This window comes from Streptomyces sp. NPDC051684 (assembly GCF_044453445.1).
Classification (GTDB): Bacteria; Actinomycetota; Actinomycetes; order Streptomycetales; family Streptomycetaceae; genus Streptomyces.
This window is the reverse complement of sequence record NZ_JBITCS010000003.1, coordinates 160,951-183,082: the sequence shown is the minus strand read 5'-3', so window position 1 is coordinate 183,082 and position 22,132 is coordinate 160,951. Positions and strand designations below refer to the sequence as shown.

General features: G+C 70.4%; 20 protein-coding genes. 7 read left to right on the top strand and 13 right to left on the bottom strand.

Going from position 1 to position 22,132, the window contains the following annotated elements; genetic code table 11:
* A complete protein-coding gene (locus ACIA8D_RS05105) occupies positions 1–1,779 on the bottom strand; it encodes an SDR family oxidoreductase (protein WP_399229096.1) in 1,779 nt (592 codons plus the stop codon).
* 11 nt (positions 1,780–1,790) lie between these two features.
* Complete coding sequence (locus tag ACIA8D_RS05100) at positions 1,791–2,633, bottom strand: M24 family metallopeptidase (RefSeq protein WP_399228793.1); 843 nt, start codon at positions 2,631–2,633, stop codon at positions 1,791–1,793.
* A gap of 241 nt (positions 2,634–2,874) precedes the next feature.
* Between ACIA8D_RS05100 and ACIA8D_RS05095 the strand changes: the two genes are divergently transcribed.
* The 5 genes from ACIA8D_RS05095 to ACIA8D_RS05075 all read left to right on the top strand — a co-directional run bounded on the left by ACIA8D_RS05095 (position 2,875) and on the right by ACIA8D_RS05075 (position 6,745).
* The gene (locus ACIA8D_RS05095; protein WP_399229095.1) at positions 2,875–3,888 is read left to right on the top strand and encodes an ABC transporter ATP-binding protein; all 1,014 of its coding nucleotides are present in this window, start codon (positions 2,875–2,877) and stop codon (positions 3,886–3,888) included.
* Positions 3,885–4,787: an ABC transporter permease gene (locus ACIA8D_RS05090; RefSeq protein ID WP_399228791.1), complete on the top strand. Its 903-nt coding sequence runs from the start codon at positions 3,885–3,887 to the stop codon at positions 4,785–4,787. The genes ACIA8D_RS05095 and ACIA8D_RS05090 overlap by 4 nt, the downstream gene beginning before the upstream one ends.
* Positions 4,784–5,695, top strand: a complete 912-nt coding sequence (locus ACIA8D_RS05085) for an ABC transporter ATP-binding protein (RefSeq protein ID WP_399228789.1) — start codon at positions 4,784–4,786, stop codon at positions 5,693–5,695. The genes ACIA8D_RS05090 and ACIA8D_RS05085 overlap by 4 nt, the downstream gene beginning before the upstream one ends.
* Before the next feature lie 9 nt (positions 5,696–5,704).
* Positions 5,705–6,424, top strand: a complete 720-nt coding sequence (locus ACIA8D_RS05080) for an ABC transporter permease (RefSeq protein ID WP_399228787.1) — start codon at positions 5,705–5,707, stop codon at positions 6,422–6,424.
* Positions 6,425–6,523: 99 nt separating this feature from the next.
* The gene (locus tag ACIA8D_RS05075; protein WP_399228785.1) at positions 6,524–6,745 is read left to right on the top strand and encodes a hypothetical protein; all 222 of its coding nucleotides are present in this window, start codon (positions 6,524–6,526) and stop codon (positions 6,743–6,745) included.
* A 343-nt stretch (positions 6,746–7,088) separates the two neighbouring features.
* Here the strand turns inward: ACIA8D_RS05075 and ACIA8D_RS05070 are convergent, their stop codons facing one another.
* From ACIA8D_RS05070 to ACIA8D_RS05030, 9 genes are all read right to left on the bottom strand, one after another.
* A complete protein-coding gene (locus ACIA8D_RS05070; RefSeq protein ID WP_399228783.1) occupies positions 7,089–7,913 on the bottom strand; it encodes an HAD family hydrolase in 825 nt (274 codons plus the stop codon).
* A 68-nt stretch (positions 7,914–7,981) separates the two neighbouring features.
* Positions 7,982–9,253, bottom strand: a complete 1,272-nt coding sequence (gene serS, locus ACIA8D_RS05065) for a serine--tRNA ligase (protein WP_399228782.1) — start codon at positions 9,251–9,253, stop codon at positions 7,982–7,984.
* A 640-nt stretch (positions 9,254–9,893) separates the two neighbouring features.
* Positions 9,894–10,829 (bottom strand): prephenate dehydratase, encoded by a 936-nt coding sequence (pheA, locus tag ACIA8D_RS05060; protein ID WP_399228779.1) that lies wholly within the window; start codon positions 10,827–10,829, stop codon positions 9,894–9,896.
* An 85-nt stretch (positions 10,830–10,914) separates the two neighbouring features.
* Entirely contained in the window at positions 10,915–12,207 is a 1,293-nt protein-coding gene (gene efeB, locus ACIA8D_RS05055; RefSeq protein ID WP_399228777.1) for an iron uptake transporter deferrochelatase/peroxidase subunit, read from the bottom strand.
* 8 nt (positions 12,208–12,215) lie between these two features.
* Positions 12,216–14,120: a copper resistance CopC/CopD family protein gene (locus tag ACIA8D_RS05050; RefSeq protein WP_399228775.1), complete on the bottom strand. Its 1,905-nt coding sequence runs from the start codon at positions 14,118–14,120 to the stop codon at positions 12,216–12,218.
* A 16-nt stretch (positions 14,121–14,136) separates the two neighbouring features.
* The gene (locus tag ACIA8D_RS05045; protein ID WP_399228774.1) at positions 14,137–14,607 is read right to left on the bottom strand and encodes a copper chaperone PCu(A)C; all 471 of its coding nucleotides are present in this window, start codon (positions 14,605–14,607) and stop codon (positions 14,137–14,139) included.
* A complete protein-coding gene (locus ACIA8D_RS05040) occupies positions 14,604–15,293 on the bottom strand; it encodes an SCO family protein (RefSeq protein WP_399228772.1) in 690 nt (229 codons plus the stop codon). Before ACIA8D_RS05040 ends, ACIA8D_RS05045 begins: the two co-directional genes overlap by 4 nt.
* A 78-nt stretch (positions 15,294–15,371) precedes the next feature.
* Positions 15,372–16,112 (bottom strand): YcnI family protein, encoded by a 741-nt coding sequence (locus ACIA8D_RS05035; protein ID WP_399228770.1) that lies wholly within the window; start codon positions 16,110–16,112, stop codon positions 15,372–15,374.
* Between the two features lie 153 nt (positions 16,113–16,265).
* Positions 16,266–17,051: a hypothetical protein gene (locus tag ACIA8D_RS05030; protein WP_399228769.1), complete on the bottom strand. Its 786-nt coding sequence runs from the start codon at positions 17,049–17,051 to the stop codon at positions 16,266–16,268.
* Positions 17,052–17,242: 191 nt separating this feature from the next.
* Here ACIA8D_RS05030 and ACIA8D_RS05025 point away from each other — a divergent pair, with 191 nt between their 5' ends.
* Positions 17,243–17,701 carry an ATP-binding protein gene (locus ACIA8D_RS05025; protein ID WP_399228768.1) on the top strand — a complete coding sequence of 153 codons (459 nt, stop codon included), beginning with the start codon at positions 17,243–17,245 and terminating at the stop codon, positions 17,699–17,701.
* Between the two features lie 69 nt (positions 17,702–17,770).
* Here the strand turns inward: ACIA8D_RS05025 and ACIA8D_RS05020 are convergent, their stop codons facing one another.
* Both ACIA8D_RS05020 and ACIA8D_RS05015 read right to left on the bottom strand, forming a co-directional pair.
* Complete coding sequence (locus tag ACIA8D_RS05020; protein ID WP_399228767.1) at positions 17,771–19,225, bottom strand: aminopeptidase P family protein; 1,455 nt, start codon at positions 19,223–19,225, stop codon at positions 17,771–17,773.
* 125 nt (positions 19,226–19,350) lie between these two features.
* The gene (locus ACIA8D_RS05015; protein ID WP_399228765.1) at positions 19,351–20,859 is read right to left on the bottom strand and encodes a PP2C family protein-serine/threonine phosphatase; all 1,509 of its coding nucleotides are present in this window, start codon (positions 20,857–20,859) and stop codon (positions 19,351–19,353) included.
* A 533-nt stretch (positions 20,860–21,392) separates the two neighbouring features.
* Here ACIA8D_RS05015 and ACIA8D_RS05010 point away from each other — a divergent pair.
* Complete coding sequence (locus ACIA8D_RS05010; RefSeq protein ID WP_399228763.1) at positions 21,393–22,088, top strand: bifunctional DNA primase/polymerase; 696 nt, start codon at positions 21,393–21,395, stop codon at positions 22,086–22,088.
* Positions 22,089–22,132 lie beyond the last annotated feature (44 nt).

Genomic DNA, 22,132 nt, shown 5'->3' with positions numbered 1-22,132 from the left:
TCACAGCGGTGGCTCCATCCGTGCGACCGCACGCAGGGCCTTGGGCGTGAAGCGGGACATGAGATGGGCCCCGCGCGCCTCCGGGGTCACCGGGACGACCGCCTTGTTGTGCACGACGGCGCCCAGGATCGCGCTCGCCACCTTCTCCGGCGGGTAGTTGCGCAGGCCGTACAGGCGCGAGGACTTCTTCTGGCGGCGCTTCTCCTCCTCGGCGTCGACCCCGGCGAAGTGCGCCGTCGCCGTGATGTTCGTGTTCACCAGGCCGGGGCAGATCGCGGAGACCCCGATGCCCTGATCGGCCAGCTCGGCGCGCAGGCACTCGCTGAGCATGAGGACGGCGGCCTTGGAGGTCGAGTACGCGGGGAGCGCCTTCGACGGCTGGTACGCGGCCGCGGACGCGGTGTTCACGATGTGGCCGCCCTGCCCGCGCTCCGCCATCTGCTTGCCGAACAGCCGGCAGCCGTGGATGACGCCCCACAGATTGACGTCGAGGACCTTCTTCCAGTCCTCCGGGGTGGTGTCGAAGAACGAGCCGGACAGGCCGATCCCCGCGTTGTTCACCAGCACGTCGACCACGCCGTACTCGGCCGCGACCTTCTCGGCGAGCTTCTCCATGGCCTGCTCGTCGGTGACGTCCACGGTCTCGCCCCATGCCTCGGGGGCGCCTATGAGGCGGGCCAGCTCGGCGGTCCGCGCGGCGCTCTCGGCGTCCCGGTCGACGGCGACCACGCGCGCGCCGGCCTCCGCGAAGGCGAACGCGGTGGCCCGGCCGATGCCGCTGCCCGCGCCGGTCACCAGGACCAGCTGGCCCGCGAACCGGTCCGCGTGCTTCCCGTCGGCCGCGGGGCGCTGGGCGGGGACCCCGGCCTCCTGCCCCTCGTTCGCGGTGACGAACTCGGTTATCCAGGCGCTGAGTTGATCGGGCCGGGTGCGCGGTACCCAGTGCTTGGCGGGCAGTGTGCGGCGCGTCAACTGGGGTGCCCACAGCTCCAGCTGGTCGTACAGCTTCGGCGACAGGAAGACGTCCCCGAGCGGCGTGATGAGCTGCACGGGCGCGTGCGCGTACGCGTCCTCGCGCGGTCGGCGCAGCCGCGCCCTTACGTTGTCCCGGTACAGCCAGGCCCCGCGGGCGGCGTCCGAGGGCAGCGACGACGTCGGGTAGTCGCCGGCCGGGACGCGCTCGACGCGCTCCAGGATCTTCGGCCAGCGCTTGCCGAGCGGACCGCGCCAGGCGAGCTCGGGCAGCACGGGCGTGTGCAGCATGTAGACGTACCAGGACTTGGCGCCCTGGCCGAGCAGCTGGCCCACCCTGGCGGGCGTGGGCCGCTTCACGCGCTGCTTGATCCAGTGCCCGAAGTGGTCGAGGGACGGGCCCGACATCGAGGTGAAGGACGCGATGCGGCCCTGCGTGCGCTTGACCGTGACGAACTCCCACGACTGCACCGAACCCCAGTCGTGCCCCACCAGGTGAACGGGACGGTCCGGGCTCACCGCGTCGGCGACCGCCAGAAAGTCGTCGGTCAGCTTCTCCAGGGTGAAGCCGCCGCGCAGCGGCTGCGGCGCCGTCGACCGGCCGTGGCCGCGCACGTCGTAGAGCACCACGTGGAACTGGTCCGCGAGGCGCGCGGCGACCTCCGACCACACCTCCTTGGAGTCCGGGTAACCGTGCACGAGCAGCACCGTCGGCCGCTCGGCACCGCCGGGCTCCCCCAGCTCGACGACGCACAGCTCGATTCCGCCCGTGCGCACCCAGCGCTCGCGCGCGCCGTGGATCTTCATCAGGTCCGACATCAGATGCCCTCCGCCCAGCGCCGCACGTGCGGCAGATCGTCGTCCAGCCAAAAGGCGCTCTCCTGCGGGTCCTTGGAGTCGGTGACCACGAGGAGCTCCTCGAACTTGGCGCCCGTGCCCCGGAATCCGAGGTGCGGTTCGACCGCCCACAGCCCCGGCCGGGGCGGGTGGTCGGAGAACTTGTACGGCGACCACAGCGGCGACCAGCCGTCCCGGTGCCCGTGCAGCGCGTCGCTCGCCAGGCCCTTCAGGGACTGGGTGCCGAAGCCGAACAGCGTGGGGGTGAACCGGCGTTCCTTGACCTGGTCGACCTTGTGCGCGATGACGCCGAAGGGGTACGCCCGGTGCCGGTTCGCGTAGCCCTGGCGGACCATCAACCGCTCCACGTCCTCGTAGATCTCCCGCAGGGAGCGTCGCTCGCGCACCTCGCGCAGGATCAGCTCGCGGTGTGCCTCGAGGTCCGAAAGCAGCTTGTCGTGCACGGGGTTGAGGCCGAGGCAGCCCGAGTAGCCGATGTCCGCGGTGTAGCCCTGGTGGACCGGCGCCATGTCGAGGATGAAGGGCATCCCCGCCTCCAGCTTCCGGTTCGTCGGGAAGAACTGCAGCGGCACGCGGAAGTTCACGAACGCCGTGCGGTCCCCGAACCAGGCGAAGGGCAGATGGAACCAGTCCCGCACCCCGCGCTCGCGCAGCCACTCCCGCTGCATCCGCGCCGCCCCGCGCTCGGTCACACCCGGCTTGAGCTGCGCCGCGATCGCCTCCGCGCATGCGTACGCGAGCCTCTGTACTTCTCTGAACCCCCGCAGTTCCGCCGAGAGTTCACGTACCACCGCTGAGGTCATGCCACCGTCCGTCCCGGTCGCGGCCGTCCCGGGTCGTGACCGGGACGTCGCCGTACGCGTTCGTAACTTGACACTGATGAATGTGACAATGCCTGGCGGCGACGTCAAGGGGTGTGCACGGCCTGCTCGGGTCTACTCAGGGAGGACCCCTAGGGCCCCGTAATACTCAGGTCTTATACGAGGTCGACCCCACGGTCTGACGAATGTGTGTGGCCCGCGCCACTACGGTCGAACCGTGACTGTGATCGCGACCGAAAGCCTGAGCAAGCGGTTCCCCAAGGTGACCGCGCTTGACCGGCTGACCATGGACATCGGGCCCGGTGTGACCGGACTCGTCGGGGCCAATGGAGCCGGCAAGTCCACCATGATCAAGATTCTGCTTGGTCTGTCCCCCGCGTCGGAGGGCCGCGCCGAAGTGCTCGGGCTCGACGTCGCGACCAAGGGTGCCGAGATCCGTGAGCGCGTCGGGTACATGCCCGAGCACGACTGCCTGCCGCCGGACGTCTCGGCCACCGAGTTCGTCGTGCACATGGCGCGCATGTCGGGCCTGCCGCCGACGGCCGCCCGCGAGCGCACCGCCGACACCTTGCGCCACGTCGGCCTGTACGAGGAGCGCTACCGCCCCATGGGCGGCTACTCGACGGGCATGAAGCAGCGCGTGAAGCTGGCCCAGGCGCTCGTGCACGACCCGCAGCTGGTGTTCCTCGACGAGCCGACGAACGGCCTGGACCCGGTCGGCCGTGACGACATGCTCGGCCTGATCCGGCGCGTGCACACCGACTTCGGCATCTCCGTCCTCGTCACCTCGCACCTGCTCGGCGAGCTGGAGCGCACCTGCGACCACGTCGTCATCATCGACGGCGGCAAGCTGCTGCGCTCCAGCTCCACCACGGACTTCACGCAGGCCACGGCGACGCTCGCGATCGAGGTCACCGACAGCGACGAACACCCGGACGGCACCAAGGCGCTCCGCGAGGCGTTCGCGCAGCGCGGCATCGAGACCAGCACCGGCGGCGAACTGCCCGGCGCCGGACACACCGTCCTCATCACGGCCCAGGGAGAGGAGACGTACGACGTCGTGCGCGACGTCGTCGCGGACCTCGGCCTCGGTCTCGTCCGGATGGAACAGCGCAGGCACCAGATCGCGGAGGTCTTCCGCCCCGAGGCCGAGCAGCAGCCGGAGCAGGGCTCCGAGCGCGCCGCCGCCTGGGCGGCCAGCGCCGCATCGCAGCAGACGGGAGGCGCGGAGCGATGACCACCGAGCCCAGCGCTGTGGACCGCGCGTCCACTCAGATCCACAACATCGGCTACCGCCATTACGACGGCCCGCGCCTGGGCCGTGCGTACGCCCGCCGCGCGCTCTTCTCGCAGAGCCTGCGCGGTGCCTACGGCCTTGGCCGCTCGGCCAAGTCCAAGGTGCTGCCGATGCTGCTCTTCATCGTGATGTGCGTCCCGGCGCTGATCATGGTCGCGGTGGCCGTCGCCACGAAGGCGAACGACCTGCCCGTCGACTACACGCGCTACGCGGTCATCCTCCAGGCGGTGATCGGCCTCTACGTGGCATCCGCCGCGCCGAACGCGGTCTCCCTCGACCTGCGCTTCAAGTCGATCCCGCTCTACTTCTCGCGCCCCATCGAGCGCGTCGACTACGTGGTCGCGAAGTGCGCCGCCATGGCCTCGGCCCTGTTCATCCTCACGGCCGCGCCGCTGATCGTGCTCTACGCCGGCTCTCTGCTCGCCAAGCTGGACTTCACGGAGCAGACCAAGGGATTCGCCCAGGGACTGGTATCCGTGGCGCTGTTGTCACTGCTCTTCGCCGGGATCGGCCTCGTCGTCTCCGCCGTCACCCCGCGCCGCGGATTCGGCATCGCCGCCGTCATCGCCGTCCTGACCATCTCCTACGGCGCGGTGTCGACGGTCCAGGCGATCGCCGACGCCCAGGACAACGGCGGAGCGGTGACCTGGCTCGGCCTCTTCTCGCCGATCACGCTCATCGACGGAGTGCAGACCGCGTTCCTCGGAGCGAGCTCGTCCTTCCCCGGGGCCCACGGGCCCTCGGCGGCCCAGGGCCTCGTCTTCCTGCTCGTCGTCCTCGGGCTCATCGCCGGCTCCTACGGGCTACTGATGCGCCGCTACCGGAAGGTCGGACTGTGACCGCCATCGAAATCGACCACGTATCCAGGTGGTTCGGGAACGTCGTCGCCGTCAACGACGTGACGATGACCATCGGTCCCGGCGTCACCGGCCTGCTGGGGCCCAACGGCGCGGGGAAGTCCACGCTCATCAACATGATGGGTGGCTTCCTCGCCCCCTCGAACGGGACGGTGACCCTCGACGGACAGCCCATCTGGCGCAACGAACAGATCTACCGGCACATCGGCATCGTCCCCGAGCGCGAGGGGATGTACGACTTCCTCACGGGCCGCGAATTCGTCGTCGCCAACGCCGAGTTGCACGGCCTCGGCAAGAAGGCGGCCCAGGAGGCGCTGGCCACGGTCGAGATGGAGTACGCGCAGGACCGAAAGATCTCGACGTACTCCAAGGGCATGCGGCAGCGCGTGAAGATGGCCTCCGCGCTCGTCCACACGCCGGCCGTGCTGCTGCTCGACGAGCCGTTCAACGGCATGGACCCGCGTCAGCGCATGCAGCTCATGGACCTGCTGCGGCGCATGGGGGACGAGGGGCGCACGGTCCTGTTCTCCTCGCACATCCTCGAAGAGGTCGAGCAGCTCGCCTCCCACATCGAGGTGATCGTCGCGGGCCGGCACGCCGCGAGCGGTGACTTCCGCAAGATCCGCCGCCTGATGACCGACCGTCCGCACCGCTATCTGATCCGCTCCAGCGACGACCGGGCCCTGGCCGCCGTACTGATCGCGGACCCGTCCACGGCGGGCATCGAGGTCGACCTGAAGGAGGGCGCGCTGCACGTCCAGGCCGTCGACTTCGGCCGGTTCACGACGCTGCTCCCGAAGGTCGCGCAGGCGCACGGCATCCGGCTGCTCACGGTCTCGCCGTCCGACGAGTCCCTCGAGTCCGTCTTCTCGTATCTGGTCGCGGCGTAGGAGGCCCTGATGTACGACCCCACTGTCGCCCGACTCACCTACCGGGCCCTGCTCGGCAGGCGCCGGGCCCTCATCCTCTTCGCGCTGCCCGTACTGCTGGTCGTGATCTCCGCACTCGTGCGCGGGCTCACGGGGGCCGACGACCAGACCGCGTCCGACCTGCTCGGCGGCTTCGCGCTCGCCACGATGGTGCCGCTGATCGGTGTCATCGCCGGGACGGGCGCGATCGGCCCGGAGATCGACGACGGCTCCGTCGTCTACCTCCTGTCGAAGCCGCTCAAGCGACCCACGATCATCTTCACCAAGCTCATCGTGGCCATCGGCGTGACCATGGTCTTCTCCGCCGTCCCGACGCTCATCGCGGGCTTCATCCTGAACGGGAACGGGCAGCAGATCGCCGTCGCCTACACGATCGCCGCCCTGGTGGCCTCGATCGCCTACGCGGCGATCTTCCTCCTGCTCGGCACGATCACCCGGCACGCGGTTGTCTTCGGCCTCGTCTACGCCCTCGTGTGGGAGGCCCTCTTCGGGTCCCTGGTCTCCGGGGCGCGAACGCTCAGCGTGCAGCAGTGGTCGCTCGCGGTCGCCCAGAAGGTGGCCGGCGGCGACCTCGTCACCTCGGACGTCGGGCTGCCGCTCGCCACGGTGCTCCTGGTGGTGGTGACCGTCCTGGCGACCTGGTACGCCGGGCAGAAGCTGCGCACGCTGAAGCTGGCCGGCGAAGAGTAGGCAAATAGGTTCTTGATGCCGATTTCACCCTCCCGCCTGGACACTGGTGGGAGGGTGCGCCGTTTACGGGCGCCCCACCGAAGGACCCGGAGGGCCGCGATGGCATCGGAACCGAACCGCGAGGGGGACACCTGGGACGACGTGGTCCTGGACACCGACTTCATACGTGCCGCAGAGGCCACGGAACCGTCCGCGCGGGCCCGGATGCTCGCCGAGCGGTGGCGCGAGGGCGGGCCCGAGCCCCAGCCGTGGCGCTCGGACGAACCGCCCGCGGGGTGGTTCTTCAGCAAGGCACGACGCCGCAGGTGGCGCCGCCGGTGATTAATTCGGTGGCGTCGAACTCCGCCGCGCGGCACAGTAGTTGGGTCAGCACGCCGACCGTGGCGTCCGGGGACCGGGAGAGGAGCGCGGCGATGCCTTTCAGTAGTCCGTCGAGCTCCCGGCAGGGCGGCTCGAGGCAGGCTCCGGAGTAGTCATTGCACTCCGTCGAGCCCGTCTCGGAGGCCGCCCGGGGCGGCCGCTTCGAGCGCGTGTCGTACTTCCGTGACACGCGGGCCGCCCACCCACTTCATCGGGGCCGTCCCTGGCTGTGCCGGGGCCGGCCCCGATGCCATGCCGCTCGGCGTTCGGTGGGTATGAGGACCGGCCGACCGCCACAAACCACTCAGCCGAGCATCCGCTCCAGCACCACCGCGATCCCGTCGTCCTCGTTCGACGACGTCACCTCACTGGCCACCGACTTCAGCTCGTCGTGGGCGTTCGACATCGCCACTCCGTAGGACGCCCAGCCGAACATCGGGATGTCGTTGGGCATGTCGCCGAAGGCGATCGTGTCGGCGGCCTTCGCACCCAGACGGCGGGCCGCCAGGGAGAGCCCCGTGGCCTTGGACAGACCGAGCGGGAGCAGCTCCACGATGCCCTCGCCCGCCATCGTGACGCCCACCAGGCCACCGGCGGCCGACCGTGCGACCTCCGCCAGCTGGTCGTCGGTCATGCCCGGGTGCTGCACGTACACCTTGTTGAGCGGCTCCGCCCACAGCTCGGCCAGCTCCGTGAACGGAACGACGGGCAGCGGCCCCTCCTGCACCTGGTAGCCGGGGCCGACGATGACCTCGCCCTCGATGCCGTCGCGGCTCGCGGCGAGCGCCAGCGGACCGATCTCGGCCTCGATCTTGGCGAGCGCGATCCCCGCCAGCTGCCGGTCGAGCGTCACCGAGGTGAGCAGCCGGTGCTCCCCCGCGTGGTAGACCTGCGCGCCCTGGCCGCACACCGCGAGGCCCTCGTAGCCGAGGTCGTCGAGGATGTGCCGGGTCCAGGGCACCGCCCTGCCGGTCACGATGATGTGCGCGGCGCCCGCCGCGGTGGCCGCGGTGAGCGCCTCACGCGTGCGCTCGGAGACCGTGTCGTCGGAACGCAGCAACGTTCCGTCGAGATCGGTCGCCACGAGCTTGTACGGAAAGGCAGGGGCGAGGGGAGCGGGGTGGCTCACTTGGCGTTCGGCTCCAGGCTGTCGGGCTGTTCAGGCCGCGCGGGCCCGTCGGGCCGCTCAGTCTGCGATTACTTGGGGTCCAGGGTGGCGCGTCCCCCAAGGTACGGCCGCAGCATCTCCGGAACCCGCACCGAGCCGTCCGCCTGCTGGTGATTCTCCAGAATGGCGACGATCGTGCGCGGGACGGCGCACAGCGTGCCGTTCAGCGTCGCGAGCGGCTGCACCTTCTTGCCGTCGCGCATCCGGATGGACAGACGGCGCGCCTGGAACCCGTCGCAGTTCGAGGCCGAGGTCAGCTCGCGGTACTTGCCCTGGGTCGGGATCCAGGCCTCGCAGTCGAACTTGCGCGAGGCCGAGGAGCCCAGGTCACCGGTGGCGACGTCGATCACCTGGAACGGCAGCTCCAGGCCGGTCAGCCACTGCTTCTCCCACTCCAGGAGGCGCTTGTGCTCGTTCTCCGCGTCCGCCGGGTCGATGTACGAGAACATCTCGACCTTGTCGAACTGGTGCACGCGGAAGATGCCGCGGGTGTCCTTGCCGTACGTGCCGGCCTCGCGGCGGAAGCACGGGGAGAACCCGGCGTAGCGCAGCGGCAGCTGGTCCGCGTCGACGATCTCGTCCATGTGGTACGCGGCGAGCGGGACCTCGGAGGTGCCGACCAGGTAGTAGTCGTCCTTCTCCAGGTGGTACACGTTCTCCGCGGCCTGGCCGAGGAAGCCCGTGCCCTCCATGGCGCGCGGGCGCACCAGGGCCGGGGTCAGCATCGGCGTGAAGCCGGCCTCGGTGGCCTGCGCGATCGCCGCGTTGACGAGCGCGAGCTCCAACAGGGCGCCGACGCCCGTCAGGTAGTAGAAGCGCGAGCCGGAGACCTTCGCGCCGCGCTCGACGTCGATGGCGCCGAGCGCCTCGCCGAGCTCCAGATGGTCCTTGGGCTCGAAGCCCTCGGCGCCGAAGTCACGGATCGTCCCGTGCGTCTCCAGGACGACGAAGTCCTCCTCGCCGCCGCGCGGGACGTCGGGGTGCACGATGTTGCCGAGCTGGAGCGCCAGGCGCTGGGTCTCCTCCTCGGCCTCGCGCTGCTCCGCCTCGGCCGCCTTGACGGCGGCGGACAGCTCACCCGTCTTCTTCAGCAGCTCCTGGCGCTCCTCGGGGGAGGCCTTGGGGATCAGCTTGCCGAGCGACTTCTGCTCGGAACGGAGTTCGTCGAAGCGGAGCCCGGACGACCTGCGCCGCTCATCGGCGGACAGGACGGAGTCGACGAGCGCGACGTCCTCTCCACGGGCGCGCTGGGAGGCGCGAACACGGTCGGGGTCCTCACGGAGCAGGCGAAGGTCAATCACCCCTCAAGGCTACCGTTGCCCGCTTCCGGCCCACGACCCGATATCCGATGCATTCCCTTATGCCCTATTTGCCGGAATGCGAATTAAGGATGGAGCGAGGCCGGAAAAGATCCACATCGGCCCCGCGCGGTGCGTCAAGGAAAGCCGCCCCTTTCCCTTGAAGGGGGCAGATGTGGCACTTCACCTTGACCCGATCCCCTTGCCACGGACGGGACTTGGGGCCCGCTGTCCACAGTGACGCGCAGGTCGGAAGAGTTATCCACAGGCTGTGAGAATGATCTGTGGATGCCGGAAGAGATCATTCCGAAAGCCACATGCGTAACGAAGAATTCCCCTCTCAAACCGCGCGCAAGCTCACTTTCAGGTGGAAACGCTTCACTCCAAAGAGTTGATCACGACAAATGCCTGGACGAAGGGTGACCTGCCGGGCTGTGGACACATCTGGGGGCTGTGGGCCGATTTGTCGACCAACCAGCCTCTTCCTGTCGACTTGTCCCCAGGTCGAGAAGGCGGCCTGTGGATAACTTCTGTGGATGAAGAAAATCCGCTGGTAGGACCGGGCGCACAGGCAAAAAGGAGCCGGATCCGGCGGTGGACAACTCGGATCCGGCAGGGTGTGCGGCCGACTACGGGCGAGGCGTCAGAACCGGCCGTCCTGGCAGCGCGCCAGCCAGTCCGACGCCGCCACGAATTCGCCGTCCGAGGTTCCCGAACGCGGCGGGCGCACCTCCTCGACGGCGACCCCCGCCCGTGGATACGAACCGAGGTAGCGCACCTCCGGGCAGGCCCGCTTCAGGCCCATCAGCGCCTCCGCCACCCGGCGGTCCGTGATGTGCCCCTCCGCGTCGATCGCGAAGCAGTAGTCGCCGATGCCGGTGCCGGTGGGCCGGGACTGAAGCAGCACGAGGTTGACCCCGCGGATGGCGAACTCCTGGAGCAGCTCCATCAGCCCACCGGGGTGGTCCTCGCGCTGCCAGATGACGACGGAGGTCTTGTCCGCGCCGGTGGGCGCAGCGGGCCGGGCCGGCTTGCCGACCAGGACGAAGCGGGTCTGCGCGTTCTCCGCGTCGTGGATCTCGGTGACCAGCGGCACGAGCCCGTACTTCTCGGCGGCGAACTCGCCGGCGAAGGCGGCGTCGTAGCGCCCTTCCTGGACAAGGCGGGCGCCATCGGCGTTCGAGGCCGCGGACTCCCAGGTCACGTCCTCCGCAAGGTGGCCCTTCATCCAGTTGCGCACCTGCGGCTGGGCGGCCGGGTGCGCGGTGACCGTCTTGATGTCGGAGATCTGGGTGCCGGGGCGCACCAGCAGGGCGAAGGTGATGTCGAGCAGCACCTCGCGGTAGATCATCAGCGGCTCGCCCGCCACCAGCTCGTCGAGGGTCGTGGTGATGCCGCCCTCGACGGAGTTCTCGATCGGTACGAACGCGGCCTCGGCCTCACCGTTGCGGACGGCGTCGAGCGCCGCCGGCACCGACACCACGGGGACGAGTTCCCGGGTGGCCGTCTCCGGGAGCGTGCGCAGGGCGACTTCGGTGAAGGTGCCCTCGGGGCCGAGATACGCGTAGCTGGCTGGCATGGGCTCACCCTAATGCGCGGTACGGGACCGGGCTCACGGATGCGTCACGGGCCACCGCACCCGGCGGCAGGCGCACCTGGCCCGCTCATCCCTCCAGCAGCGCCTGCCCCACATAGCCGCCCTTCTCGGCGCCGCCCGGCACCGCGAAGAGCCCGCTCGCCTCGTGCCGGATGAACTTCGACAGGGCGTCGCCCCGGTCGAGCTTGCGCTGCACCGGCACGAAGCCGCGCAGCGGGTCCGCCTGCCAGCAGATGAAGAGCAGGCCCGCGTCCGGGGCGCCGTCCTCGGCGTAGCCGTCGTGGTACGAGAACGGGCGGCGCAGCAGCGCGGACCCGCCGTTCTGGTCGGGCCGGGTGATGCGGGCGTGTGCGTTGAGCGGGATGACGAGGTCGCCGCTCGCGTCCGTCTTCTCCAGGTCCGGCTCGGTGGTCTCCTTGCCGCCGGTCAGCGGGGCGCCGTTCGACTTCTTGCGCCCGATGACGTGCTCCTGCGCGGCCGTCGACAGCTTCTCCCAGTCGTCGAGGAGCATCCGGATGCGGCGTACGACAACGTACGAGCCGCCGCCCATCCAGGCGGGCGACTGGGCGGAGCCTGCATTCGGCACGAAGATCCGCTTGTTGAAGTCCGTGTCGGCGGGCTTGGGGTTGCCCGTGCCGTCGACCTGGCCCATCAGATTGCGGACCGTCATCGGGTGGGCGGTGGCGCCCGGCGAGCGGTTGAAGCCGTTCATCTGCCAGCGCAGCTTGGCCACTCCACCCGTGTCCTTCTGGATCGCGCGCAGCGCGTGGAAGGCGACGAGCGAGTCGTTGGCGCCGATCTGCACCCACAGGTCGCCGTTGCTGCGCGCCTTGTCGAGGTGGTCGGAGTAGAAGTCCGGCAGCGGGTCGAGGGCGGCGGGGCGCTGCTTCTCAAGACCCGTACGGGAGAAGAAGCTGTGCCCGAATCCGAAGGTGATCGTCAGCGACGAGGGGCCCGCGTCCCGGGCCACATCCGTGTCGTCCGAGGTCGCGGGCTCGCCCGCCATCAGCCGCTCGGCAGTCGCCGACCAGCGGCGCAGCAGGGCCGCCGCCTCCTTGCGCCCGGCGCCCGCCGCCAGGTCGAACGCGATGAGATGGCCGCGCGACTGCATCGCGGTGGTGATGCCGGGCTGATGTTTCCCGTGAAACATCACCTCGTCCGCCCCGATGGTGGTCAACGTGGCCTGCTGCTCGGGGGAGTTCGAGGACGCCACGGCGTACCCCGCGCCCGCGCCGACGGCGCCGAGGGCGACGCCGGTGGCACCCGCGGTCCCGATCAGACGGCGCCGCGAGATGCCCGCGGACTGCGGGGAGGTTTCGGTGCCGTTCTTGGACTCAGCCGTGTCAGTCGTGTCAGCCATGGGGCGGGTCAGCCGATCTTCGCGTTCTTGTTGATGGTGATCTGGTCGATGTCCGAGGTGCGCACGGTCAGCGCGACCTTCCAGTCGCCCGCCACGGGGAGCTGCACACCGCTCGCCGTCCAGTGTCCTGTGGCGATGTGGTCGGGCACGACGGGCAGCGGCCCGATCTTCTTCGCTTCCTGGGTGAGGGCGATCTTCACCTCGGGGACGTCGAATGCCTTGCCGTTCGGCCGCTCTATGTAGAGGTGCATTTCGTTGTTGCCGGTGCGCCCGGGGTCCATCTCCAGGAGGGCGGTACCCTTGCCGTCCGCGCCGCCGGTGTCGAACGGGATCTTCAGCGAGAGCGGCCCGGTCTGCGCCTGTGCGGCCGAGGTGGCGGACTTGGCCTCCTCCTCGGTGCGGCCCGGCTCGGTGGACGTCAGCACGGTGGTGACGCCGAGCAGGACGACCGCGATGCCCGCCTCGACGAGCACCGAGCGGCGCAGCCCGAAGCGGTGCGGATCGGCGTCGCGCACCCGCTTCTCGCGTGCGCTCGCCATCGCGGCGCGCTGCCGGGCGAGTTGGGCGGCGCGCTCGGGGTCGGCGCCCTTGCCTCCCGCGGCCACGGAGACGGGTTCCTTCTCCTCGGACGTCTGCTGCTCCGCCACTGGTGCGGCGGCCACGGTCTCGGTGATCCGCGCCGTCCACTTCCGGGAGATCCAGGCGACGCCGACGAGCACGGCGACGAGCCCGACCTTCACCATCAGCAGTTGCCCGTACGTCGTCCCGGTCAGCGCCGACCAGGAGCCGACCTGGCGCCAGGACTGGTAGAGCCCGGTGGCGACGAGGACGAGGACGCTGCAGAAGGCGACCCGCGAGAAGCGGCGCACGGCCGAGCCCTCGATCGTCGGCACCCGGTACAGGGCGACGAGCAGCGTGGTCAGGCCGCCGAGCCAGGCCGCGACGGCCAGCAGGTGCAGCACGTCGACGGGCATCGCGAGGCCCGCCTGGAGGCCGGTCGAGGCGTGCTCGGCCATGGCCCAGGTCGCGGCGAGCCCGGCCGCGACGACGGCGCCGCCGACGGAGAGCCCGAAGGTGAGATCGTTGCGCTCCTTGGCCTCCGTGCCCCCTTCGCCCTCCGTGGCCTCGTCGTTCTTCTTCGCGTACGCCCCGAAGAGCACCGCGATGAAGAGGGCCGCGGCCGCGAGCAGCAGCAGCCGGGAGGTGAGCGCGGCGCCGGTCTTCGTCTGCAGGACCTGGCCGAGCAGTGACATGTCGAAGATGTCGCCGAACTTCCCGGACCCGGTGTACGAGCCGCGCATCAGCAGCATGAGCAGGGTGGCGGCGGTGAGCGCGGTCCAGGCGCCGGCGACGACGCGCTGCACCGGCTTGCTGCCCGCGCCGCGCCGCCAGCATCCGAGCACGAACGCGGCGCCGCCCACGAGCAGCGCGAAGCCCGCGTACGAGACGTAGCGCGCGACGTCGTAGATGCCGCCGACGACGCCCCCGCCCGCGTTCTGGTCGGCCACCACCGCGGAGGTCTTGGAGGGCGCGCCGACGGAGAACGTGTAGGCGCCCGCGACGGGGTGGCTGTCGGCGGAGACGACCTGGTAGGCGACGGTGAACGTGCCGTCGGGCAGGCCGGAGTGCAGCCCCACCGTGTAGGTCGTGCCGCCGGAGTGGGCGATCTTTCCGTCGTCGACGCGCTTGCCCGCGGGGTCGAGCACACGCATCGCGCCGTCGGAGATCGCGACGCTCTCGGAGAAGGTGAGCGACACCTTCTTCGGCGCCGCGTCGACCACCGCTCCCTGCTTGGGATCGCTCCCGGTCAGGGCGGCGTGCGCGGAGGCGGGCGCGGCGCCGGCCAGGAGCGCGCCGGTGACGGCGAGGAAGAGCAGTACCAGCTGCCAGGTGCGGGGAGCGATGGTCTTCACGTACGAGTCAGCCCCTTCAGTGCGAAGCGTGCGACGGGTTGTAGGTGGCGACCTTCACCGGGAAGGAGACCTTGACGGTCCCGGACTTGGCGAAGTGCAGCTGTACCGACACCTTGTCGCCCTCGGCGGGCTTGCGCTTCAGGTTCTCGAACATGAGGTGGTTGCCGCCGCGTTCGAAGTCGAGCTCGCCGTTCTTGGGCACGGCGAAGGACTTCTGTTCCTTCATCACGCCGCCCTTGGTGGTGTGCAGAGTGACCTTCTGGGAGAGGGAGCTGCTCACGGACGTGAGGGTGTCGGCGGCGCCCTTGTTGTGCACGGTGAAGAACCCGGCCGCCATGTCGCCGGAGGCGGGCGCGGGAATGAACGCGCCCTCGACCTTCACGTCGGGCTTGTCGGCGGCCTCGGAGCCGGAGCCGGAACCGCAGGCGGTCAGGGCGAACCCCGCCGCGAGCGTGAGGGCGCCGAGGGCGAGGGGTGTGCGCCTCACGGCTTCTCCCCCTTGACGATCTTGGGGAGGTCCTTGGTGTAGTCGTCGACCGTGGCGTCCTCGCCGTACAGCACGTAACCGGCGTCGTTCTTCGGCGAGAAGGCGATGACCTGCGTGCCGTGCATCGACACGAGCTTGCCCTTCTTGTCCTTCTGCGTCGGCTCGATGGAGATGCCGAGCGTGCGGGCGCCGCCCTGGATGGTGGCGAAGTCGCCGGTCAGACCGATGAAGTCGGGGTCCTGCGCCTTGAGCCACTTGCCGAGCACGGACGGGGTGTCGCGGTCCGGGTCGGTGGTGACGAAGACGACCTGGAGCTTGTCCTGCTCGGCCTTGGGCAGCGACTTCTTGGCGACGGCGATGTTGCTCATCGTCAGCGGGCAGACGTCGGGGCAGTGCGTGTAGCCGAAGTAGATCAGCGTCGGCTTGTTCTTGGTCTGCTCGCGCAGGTCGAACTTCTTGCCGTGGGTGTCGGTGAGGACCAGGTCCGGCTTCTTGAAGGGCTTGTCGAGGACCGTCGCGGCCTTCTGCGAGCCGCCCGAGTCGGAGGAGACCTCGGCGACAGGCTTGCCGCCGCCGTCGTCGCCGCTGCCGCAGGCGGACAGGGCGAACGTCGCGACGGTGACCAGACCGACCGCGGCCAGCAGGCTCTTCCTGTTGAGCTTCGTGTTCTTGCGGGGGGTGCGCATAGAAAAATGTCCCAGATGTGAGGTGGCCGGCGGGTGCCGGGGTCGCCCACCGCGACCCCGGCACCCACCGAAGGTGGCTCAGCTGTTGGTACGCCGACGGCCCGCCATCACGCCGAACGCCACACCGGCGGCGCCGACGACGATGCCGACGATGCCGAGGGCGCGGGCGGTGGTGTCGCTTCCGGAACCGTCGGAATCCGTGGTCGCGGCGGCGGCCTCCTTCTTGGTGCCGCCGTCGGAGGCGCCCGAGGCACCGTGCGCGTCGTCCGCGGCGGCGGAGAGCTCAAGGGTGGGCGCCGGGTTCTCCGGCTCCTCCTGGCCCTTCTGCTGCGGCTCGATCCAGCGCACGACCTCCTTGTTGTCGTAACTCTGGATCGCCTTGAAGACGAGCTGGTCGGTGTCGGTCGGCAGCTGGCCGATGGACACCGGGAACTTCTGGAAGTAGCCGGGCTGCACGCCCTTGTCCTTGCCGGAACCGGTCGCGGTCCAGGTGACCTTGGAGACGGCCTCGGTGATCTTCTCGCCGTGCATCTCCATCGGCTTGTCGAGCTTGGTCTTGGTGACGTCGGCCTTCCAGCCCGGCACGGGCTCGGGCATCACCGAGGCGAGCGGGTGCTCGGTCGGGAAGTTGATCTCGAGCTTGGTGGTGGCGGCGTCGTCGCGTTCGTTGGGCACCTTGAAGTCGACGACGGCGTAGTCGCCCTTGGCGGCCTCGCCCTCCGGCTGCACGCTCACGTGCGCGAAGGCGGGGGCGGACACGAGGACGACGGAGGACACGGCGGCGGCACCGACGAGAGCGGCGCGGGACATCTTCTTCATGACAGGGAGAACTCCACGTTCAGCGGGATCCAGCGAAGGGTGAAGGGCGCGACCGCGCAGCACCGCACTACGTAGGCGATGAACAAGCGGGTACGCGCGCGTGCCGCACGGCACGACTCACCCCCGCAGTACGCGGTGGAGTACGCGTGCCGTTCAGGCAGCGAGAAGGAACGTGTCGGCCGCGGGTGGCCCGCGCCGTCGCACGGAGTGCTGAAGTGCCGCCGCCCGCAGCGCCGGTGGTTCGGCGAACCCGGCACGAGCGGCGCCCGGCAGCACGGGCGCAGCCGAGAGCCCGGCCCTGAGCGCGCGTACGAGGCCGAGGGCGGCCCGCAGCGAACGGATGGGCGCCACGTCCATGACGGCGTAGGCGGAGAGCCGCACGATGCGGCTCAGCGCGAGGTCGCCGTGGCGCAGCAGCCAGCCGGCGCCGGCCGCGGCGAGCAGGTGCCCGAGCAGCATCGGCAGGGACGGCAGCAGCGACATCGACGATCCGGCGGCGTCCACCATGTGGTGCTGTGCCTCGCCGGACGGCACGCGCGCGTGGTCGAGGATCCGCTGGGCCTGCGCCGGGCTGAGCGTCGACGCGCCCGCTCCGCACATGAGCCGTGCGGCCTGCTCGACCGCCGAGGGCCGGCCCGAGGCGATGGCGGTGTCCATGGCGTGCTGCTGGCCGAGCCCGAAGAGGCTGTGCAGCGAGATCTGCCCGGCGCCCAGCGTGGCGGCGATGCCCGGCAGCGAGCGCTCGCGTCCCGCCAGCGGCAGGGCCACGCAGAAGACGGCGAGGAAGCCGAGCGACAGCGTCCACAGCGGGACGGTGGCCGTCGAACCCAGGACGTGCCCCGCCGCGGACAGCGTGACGCAGACCGCGGCGAACACCGCGGCCCTGAGCAGCCGGAGATCGGCCGCGCTGCGCGACTGGCGCTCGTGGGGGGCAGACATGGCGGGCTCATCATCGCACTGGCTTCACACGCTCCATACGGCAGGTCCGCAAGGTCGCAAATCTCCCGTACACCGACGACCCCCGTATGCGCGTCGGCCGTATGGGCGTCATCACGTCAACTGAGCGATTGCGCCGGGCCGGTGGTGGCAATACGTATCGGTATGTCGAGTCGTGACCAGGAGGCGGGAGCATGAGCATCTGGTGGTCCCTCCATCTGCGCCGCGACGCGGCGAGCGTGCCGCTCGCCCGGCGCCTCCTCATGGGCACCATGGAGACCGCGGGCGTCGACCCCGACGTCTCCTACGACCTGTCGGTCGCGCTCAGCGAGGCGTGCGCGAACGCCGTGGAGCACGGCGGCGCGGCGACGAGCGAGGCGTCGGACGCGTTCCGGGTCACCGCGTACCTGGACGGCGAGCTGTGCCGCATCGAAGTGGCCGACACCGGCCCCGGCTTCACCGCGACCGGCGGCCGCGCGGCGGTGTCCGTCCGCCCGGCGCCCGACTACGCGGAGCACGGCCGCGGCCTGTGCCTGATCCAGGAACTCGCCGACCATGTGCACTTCGTGAACAGACCCGGCAAGGGAGGCGCCGTGGTCAGCTTCGACAAGATCCTCAAGTGGCGGAAGGACGCGCCGCTGATGGCGGTGTGAGCGGGGTCTCGCGCAACAAGGAGGGGCCGCACTTTCCAGTGCGGCCCCTCCTTGTTGCGTTTTGGCTGATCAGCCCTTCAGGCGGGCCATCCACGCCTCGACCTCGTCGGCCTTGCGGGGCAGACCGGACGACAGGTTCTTGTTGCCGTCCTCGGTGACGAGGATGTCGTCCTCGATGCGGACGCCGATGCCCCGGTACTCCTCCGGCACCGTCAGGTCGTCGGCCTGGAAGTACAGACCGGGCTCGACCGTGAGCACCATGCCCGGCTCCAGCGTGCCGTTCACGTACGCCTCGGTCCGCGCGACGGCGCAGTCGTGGACGTCCATGCCGAGCATGTGCCCGGTGCCGTGCAGGGTCCAGCGGCGCTGCAGGCCCAGCTCCAGGACGCGCTCGACCGGGCCCTCGACGAGGCCCCACTCGACGAGCTTCGTGGCGAGCACCCGCTGCGCGGCGTCGTGGAAGTCGCGGAACTTGCCGCCCGGCTTCACGGCCGCGATACCGGCCTCCTGGGCCTCGTACACGGCGTCGTAGATCTTCCGCTGGAGCTCGCTGTACGTGCCGTTGATCGGCAGCGTGCGCGTGACGTCGGCGGTGTAGTACGTGTGCGTCTCCACACCGGCGTCGAGCAGCAGCAGGTCGCCGGAGCGGACCGCGCCGTCGTTGCGGACCCAGTGCAGCGTGCAGGCGTGCGGGCCCGCGGCGCAGATGGAGCCGTAGCCGATGTCGTTGCCCTCCACGCGTGCGCGCAGGAAGAACGTGCCCTCGATGTAGCGCTCCGAGGTGGCCTCGGCCTTGTCGAGCACCTTCACGACGTCCTCGAAGCCGCGCACGGTCGAGTCGACGGCCTTCTGCAGCTCGCCGATCTCGAACGCGTCCTTCACGACGCGCGCCTCGGAGAGGGCGACCTTCAGTTCCTCGTCGCGCTCGGCGGTGACCTTGTCGGTCAGCGCGGCCTCGACGCCGGCGTCGTAGCCGCGCACGACGCGCGTGGGGCCGGTGACCTCGCTCAGGCTGCCGGTGAGCTCGCGCACGTCGGAGGCGGGGATGCCGTAGTGCTTCTCGGCCTCGGTCAGGGAGTGGCGGCGGCCGACCCACAGCTCGCCCTGGCCGTCGAGCCAGAACTCGCCGTTCTCCCGGTTGGAGCGCGGCAGCAGGTAGAGCGTGGCGTCGTGGCCGCCGGCCTTCGGCTCCATGACGAGGACGCCGTCCTCCGTCTGGTTGCCGGTCAGGTAGGCGTACTCGACCGAGGCGCGGAAGGCGTACTCCGTGTCGTTCGAGCGCGTCTTGAGGTTGCCCGCGGGCACCACGAGGCGCTCGCCCGGGAAGCGGGCGGACAGGGCGGCACGGCGGGTGGCGGTCTCGGCGACCTGTGCGATCGGCTGCAGGTCGTGCAGCTCGGTGTCGGCCCAGCCGGACTTCATGTTCTCGGCGAGCTCGTCGGACACGCCCGGGTAGAGGCCGTTCTTGCGCTGCTTGATGGGCTCCTCGGCCTCGGCGGCCTCCGGGTTGAGCTCCTCCGACACGGTTCCTCCTCGACACGGCGGGTCCGGTGAAATGCCCTGGATACGGCAATGGACCCCCTCCATCGTACGAGCGTACGGAAGGGGGTCCAGGGGCAGAGGGCCCGTTACACGCAGCGTCAGGGAGGTCACTCGAAGCGGGCCGCGAGCAGCACCACGTCCTCCTCGCTCTCGACCGCGTCGAGGCCGTCGGGGAGCACCGCCCGCAGCACGTGGTCGGCGATCGCCCCGGGGTCGTCACGGTCCGCCTTGGGCACACTGGCGGCGGCCGCGTGCAGCCGGGCGAAGGCACGGTCCATGGGGTCGCCGGTGCGGCGCAGCAGGCCGTCCGTGTAGAGCAGCACGGTCTCGCCCGGCTCGGGAGTGATCTCCACGCTCGGCGCCTCCCAGCAGGCGAGCATCCCGAGCGGCGCGGACAGGGTCGTCTCGGCGTACTCGGTGCGCCGCGGGCCGATCACCAGGGGCGGGCTGTGCCCGGCTCCGGCGAGGACGATCTTGCGCTGCGCGGGCTCGCAGTACGCGAACAGGGCGGTCGCGCTGCGCGCCGGCTCGGTCAGGCGCAGCAGCAGCTCCAGATCGGACAGGACCGCCACCGGGTCCTCCCCCTCCATGACCGCGTACGCCCGCAGGGAGGCGCGCAGCCGGCCCATCGCGGCGACCGCGCTCGCGCCGGAGCCGCTGACCGAGCCGACCGCGAGCCCGAGCGCCCCCTCGGGCAGCGGCAGCGCGTCGTACCAGTCGCCGCCGCCGCGCGGTCCCGTGCGGTGCCGTGCGGCGAGCTGCACCCCGGCGACCCGGGGCAGCCGCGCCGGCAGCAGCTCGTCGGCGACGGTGCGTGACCACGCGCGCGTGCGCTCCAGTTCCAGGATGCGGGCGAGGTGTTCGGTGGCGTAGCGCGTGTAGAGGCCGATGAGGTGGCGCTGGCGCTCGACGGGCTCGGCCGGTTCGTCGTAGAGCCAGACCGCGGCGCCGAGCCGGCCGGCCGCGTCGGTGGCGAGCGGCATCGCGTAGCTCGCGGCGCAGCCCAGGCGCGCGGCGACCTCGCGGTGGCGCGGGTCGAGCCCGTCCTCGGCGAGCAGATCGGCGTGCGCCTCGGGCTCGGCCGACAGCCCGTCGAGGATCCGTCCGTACGAGGTGGAGCCGCGCGGCACCGTCTCGATGTGCCCGAGGTCGGGCCGGGACAGGCCGAGGCCGACGGTGGTGTCGGGGCCGCGCCCGTCGCCCGGTTCCAGGACGACGAGGCCGCGCCGGGCGCCCACCAGAGCGGCTCCGGCGCGCAGCAGTTCGTGCAGTGCGTCCTCGAGTGCGGCCGTGCGGGCCAGACGTTCCGTGAGTTCGTGCAGCGTCGTGAGATCGGACACCCAGCCGGCGAGCCGGTCCTGGATCACGGCTCCGGGTGCCACGGCGGAGGGAGTGACCTGCGACACGGGGGGAGCGGGCGCGCTACTGGGGGCTGGAGGGGGCACCTGTCCAGGAGGGGAATCGATTCCGGCCACTTTCGGCAGGCGCGGGGTTGTCATGGCTTCCGGCTTTCCGACCGGTGCGTATTGCTCATTAGCATCGCAAACCCCCATGTCATTCTGCGCCGCCAGCAATGCCTCCACATGTACACGGACTCGTTGGGGGATGTCCAGCATTGTCCATCCAGGAATCCCGGTGTCTGCCGTGGTCAAGCGACATTCGGGGAAAAATGATCTCTGTTCTCATATGTGATCCCGCTCCGATCCCGGGCCGATCCCGATCGTTCGAAGATGGCCAAAAACTGCCTTAGGGAAGCGCTCATTGCGGTCGACTGGCATTGTTCAGCTGTGGTCGACAGAGCGTCATGGCGGCCGTGATGGGTACGTAGTCGGTGAAGACCAGGGGCAGTTGGGATCAGCCCGGAACCTGGTGGCGGAACCGGGCGTCATAACCATCGGCGACCGTGTCCCATCCTCCCGCGGTGGAGGCGGCGAGAAATGCGCGGGACAGCAAACGCCAGGCGCCGCCACCCCACGCCAGGCTTTTAAAGCACACAGCAGGCGCTCGGACTATAGGGGTTCATCCTGCCTCGGGCCGGTGGTTCAGGCTGGGGTGTGGCGCTCCAACACGTACGCGCAGTGACTGATCGACACATGGTGTGATGTGGCCCATAGCGTTCTCTTCGGTCTACGGAAAGGAACGAGCGCTCATGCGCGAGATCCTCGGAAGGCGACGCAGGCTCCTGTCCAGGCGTGACAACGGGAAGTCTGACCTGATCAGCGCGGCCCACACGTTCGCGACAGCGTGGCAGTGGCCGGTCCTGCCGGGAATAGGGCTCGAAGCGGGAGGCCGTCGTGACGGCGTCCGCTGCGCCTGCCCCGATCCGGAGTGCACGGTGCCCGGCGCGCACCCCTTCGACCCGGGGCTGCTCGCCGCGACGACCGACGAGCGCATGGTCCGCTGGTGGTGGACCAACCGCCCCGAGGCGCCGATCGTGCTCGCCACCGGTGCCCCGGCCGGTGCCTCGGAGGGGCGCGCGCCCTGCGCGGTGAGCCTGCCGGCCGTCGCGGGCGCCCGCGCGCTCGCCGCGCTCGACCGCAGGGACGTCCGGCTCGGCCCGGTGATCGCGACGCCGGAGCGGCTCGCGATCCTCGTGGCGCCGTACTCGATGGAACAGCTCGGCGAACTCCTGTACGCGCAGGACTTTGTACCCGGATCGCTGCGCTTCCACGGGGAGGGCGGCTATCTCGCCCTGCCGCCGTCGATCTCGGGCGCGGGGCAGGTGCGTTGGGAGCGTGCGCCGCTGCCCGGCTCCGCGGCTCCGTGGACGCCGGATGTGGAGGCCGTGGTCGGCACGGTGGTCGACGCCCTCACCCGTACGGGTGTGAGCGCGCCCGAGTTGTAGCGGAATCCGGCGCGCGGCGGGCCGGTGGGCGGGGTGCGCGCCGA

Excerpts from the sequence above, each read along its gene's own strand:
- ACIA8D_RS05080 (WP_399228787.1), top strand. The coding sequence starts at position 5,705 with ATGTACGACCCCACTGTCGCCCGACTCACCTACCGGGCCCTGCTCGGC.
- pheA (WP_399228779.1), bottom strand. The coding sequence starts at position 10,829 with ATGCCAGCCAGCTACGCGTATCTCGGCCCCGAGGGCACCTTCACCGAA.
- ACIA8D_RS05105 (WP_399229096.1), bottom strand. The coding sequence starts at position 1,779 with ATGAAGATCCACGGCGCGCGCGAGCGCTGGGTGCGCACGGGCGGAATC.
- ACIA8D_RS05040 (WP_399228772.1), bottom strand. The coding sequence starts at position 15,293 with ATGCGCACCCCCCGCAAGAACACGAAGCTCAACAGGAAGAGCCTGCTG.
- ACIA8D_RS05100 (WP_399228793.1), bottom strand. The coding sequence starts at position 2,633 with ATGACCTCAGCGGTGGTACGTGAACTCTCGGCGGAACTGCGGGGGTTC.
- ACIA8D_RS05090 (WP_399228791.1), top strand. The coding sequence starts at position 3,885 with ATGACCACCGAGCCCAGCGCTGTGGACCGCGCGTCCACTCAGATCCAC.
- ACIA8D_RS05030 (WP_399228769.1), bottom strand. The coding sequence starts at position 17,051 with ATGTCTGCCCCCCACGAGCGCCAGTCGCGCAGCGCGGCCGATCTCCGG.
- ACIA8D_RS05075 (WP_399228785.1), top strand. The coding sequence starts at position 6,524 with ATGGCATCGGAACCGAACCGCGAGGGGGACACCTGGGACGACGTGGTC.
- efeB (WP_399228777.1), bottom strand. The coding sequence starts at position 12,207 with ATGGCTGACACGACTGACACGGCTGAGTCCAAGAACGGCACCGAAACC.
- ACIA8D_RS05035 (WP_399228770.1), bottom strand. The coding sequence starts at position 16,112 with ATGAAGAAGATGTCCCGCGCCGCTCTCGTCGGTGCCGCCGCCGTGTCC.
- ACIA8D_RS05010 (WP_399228763.1), top strand. The coding sequence starts at position 21,393 with ATGCGCGAGATCCTCGGAAGGCGACGCAGGCTCCTGTCCAGGCGTGAC.
- ACIA8D_RS05025 (WP_399228768.1), top strand. The coding sequence starts at position 17,243 with ATGAGCATCTGGTGGTCCCTCCATCTGCGCCGCGACGCGGCGAGCGTG.
- ACIA8D_RS05015 (WP_399228765.1), bottom strand. The coding sequence starts at position 20,859 with ATGCTGGACATCCCCCAACGAGTCCGTGTACATGTGGAGGCATTGCTG.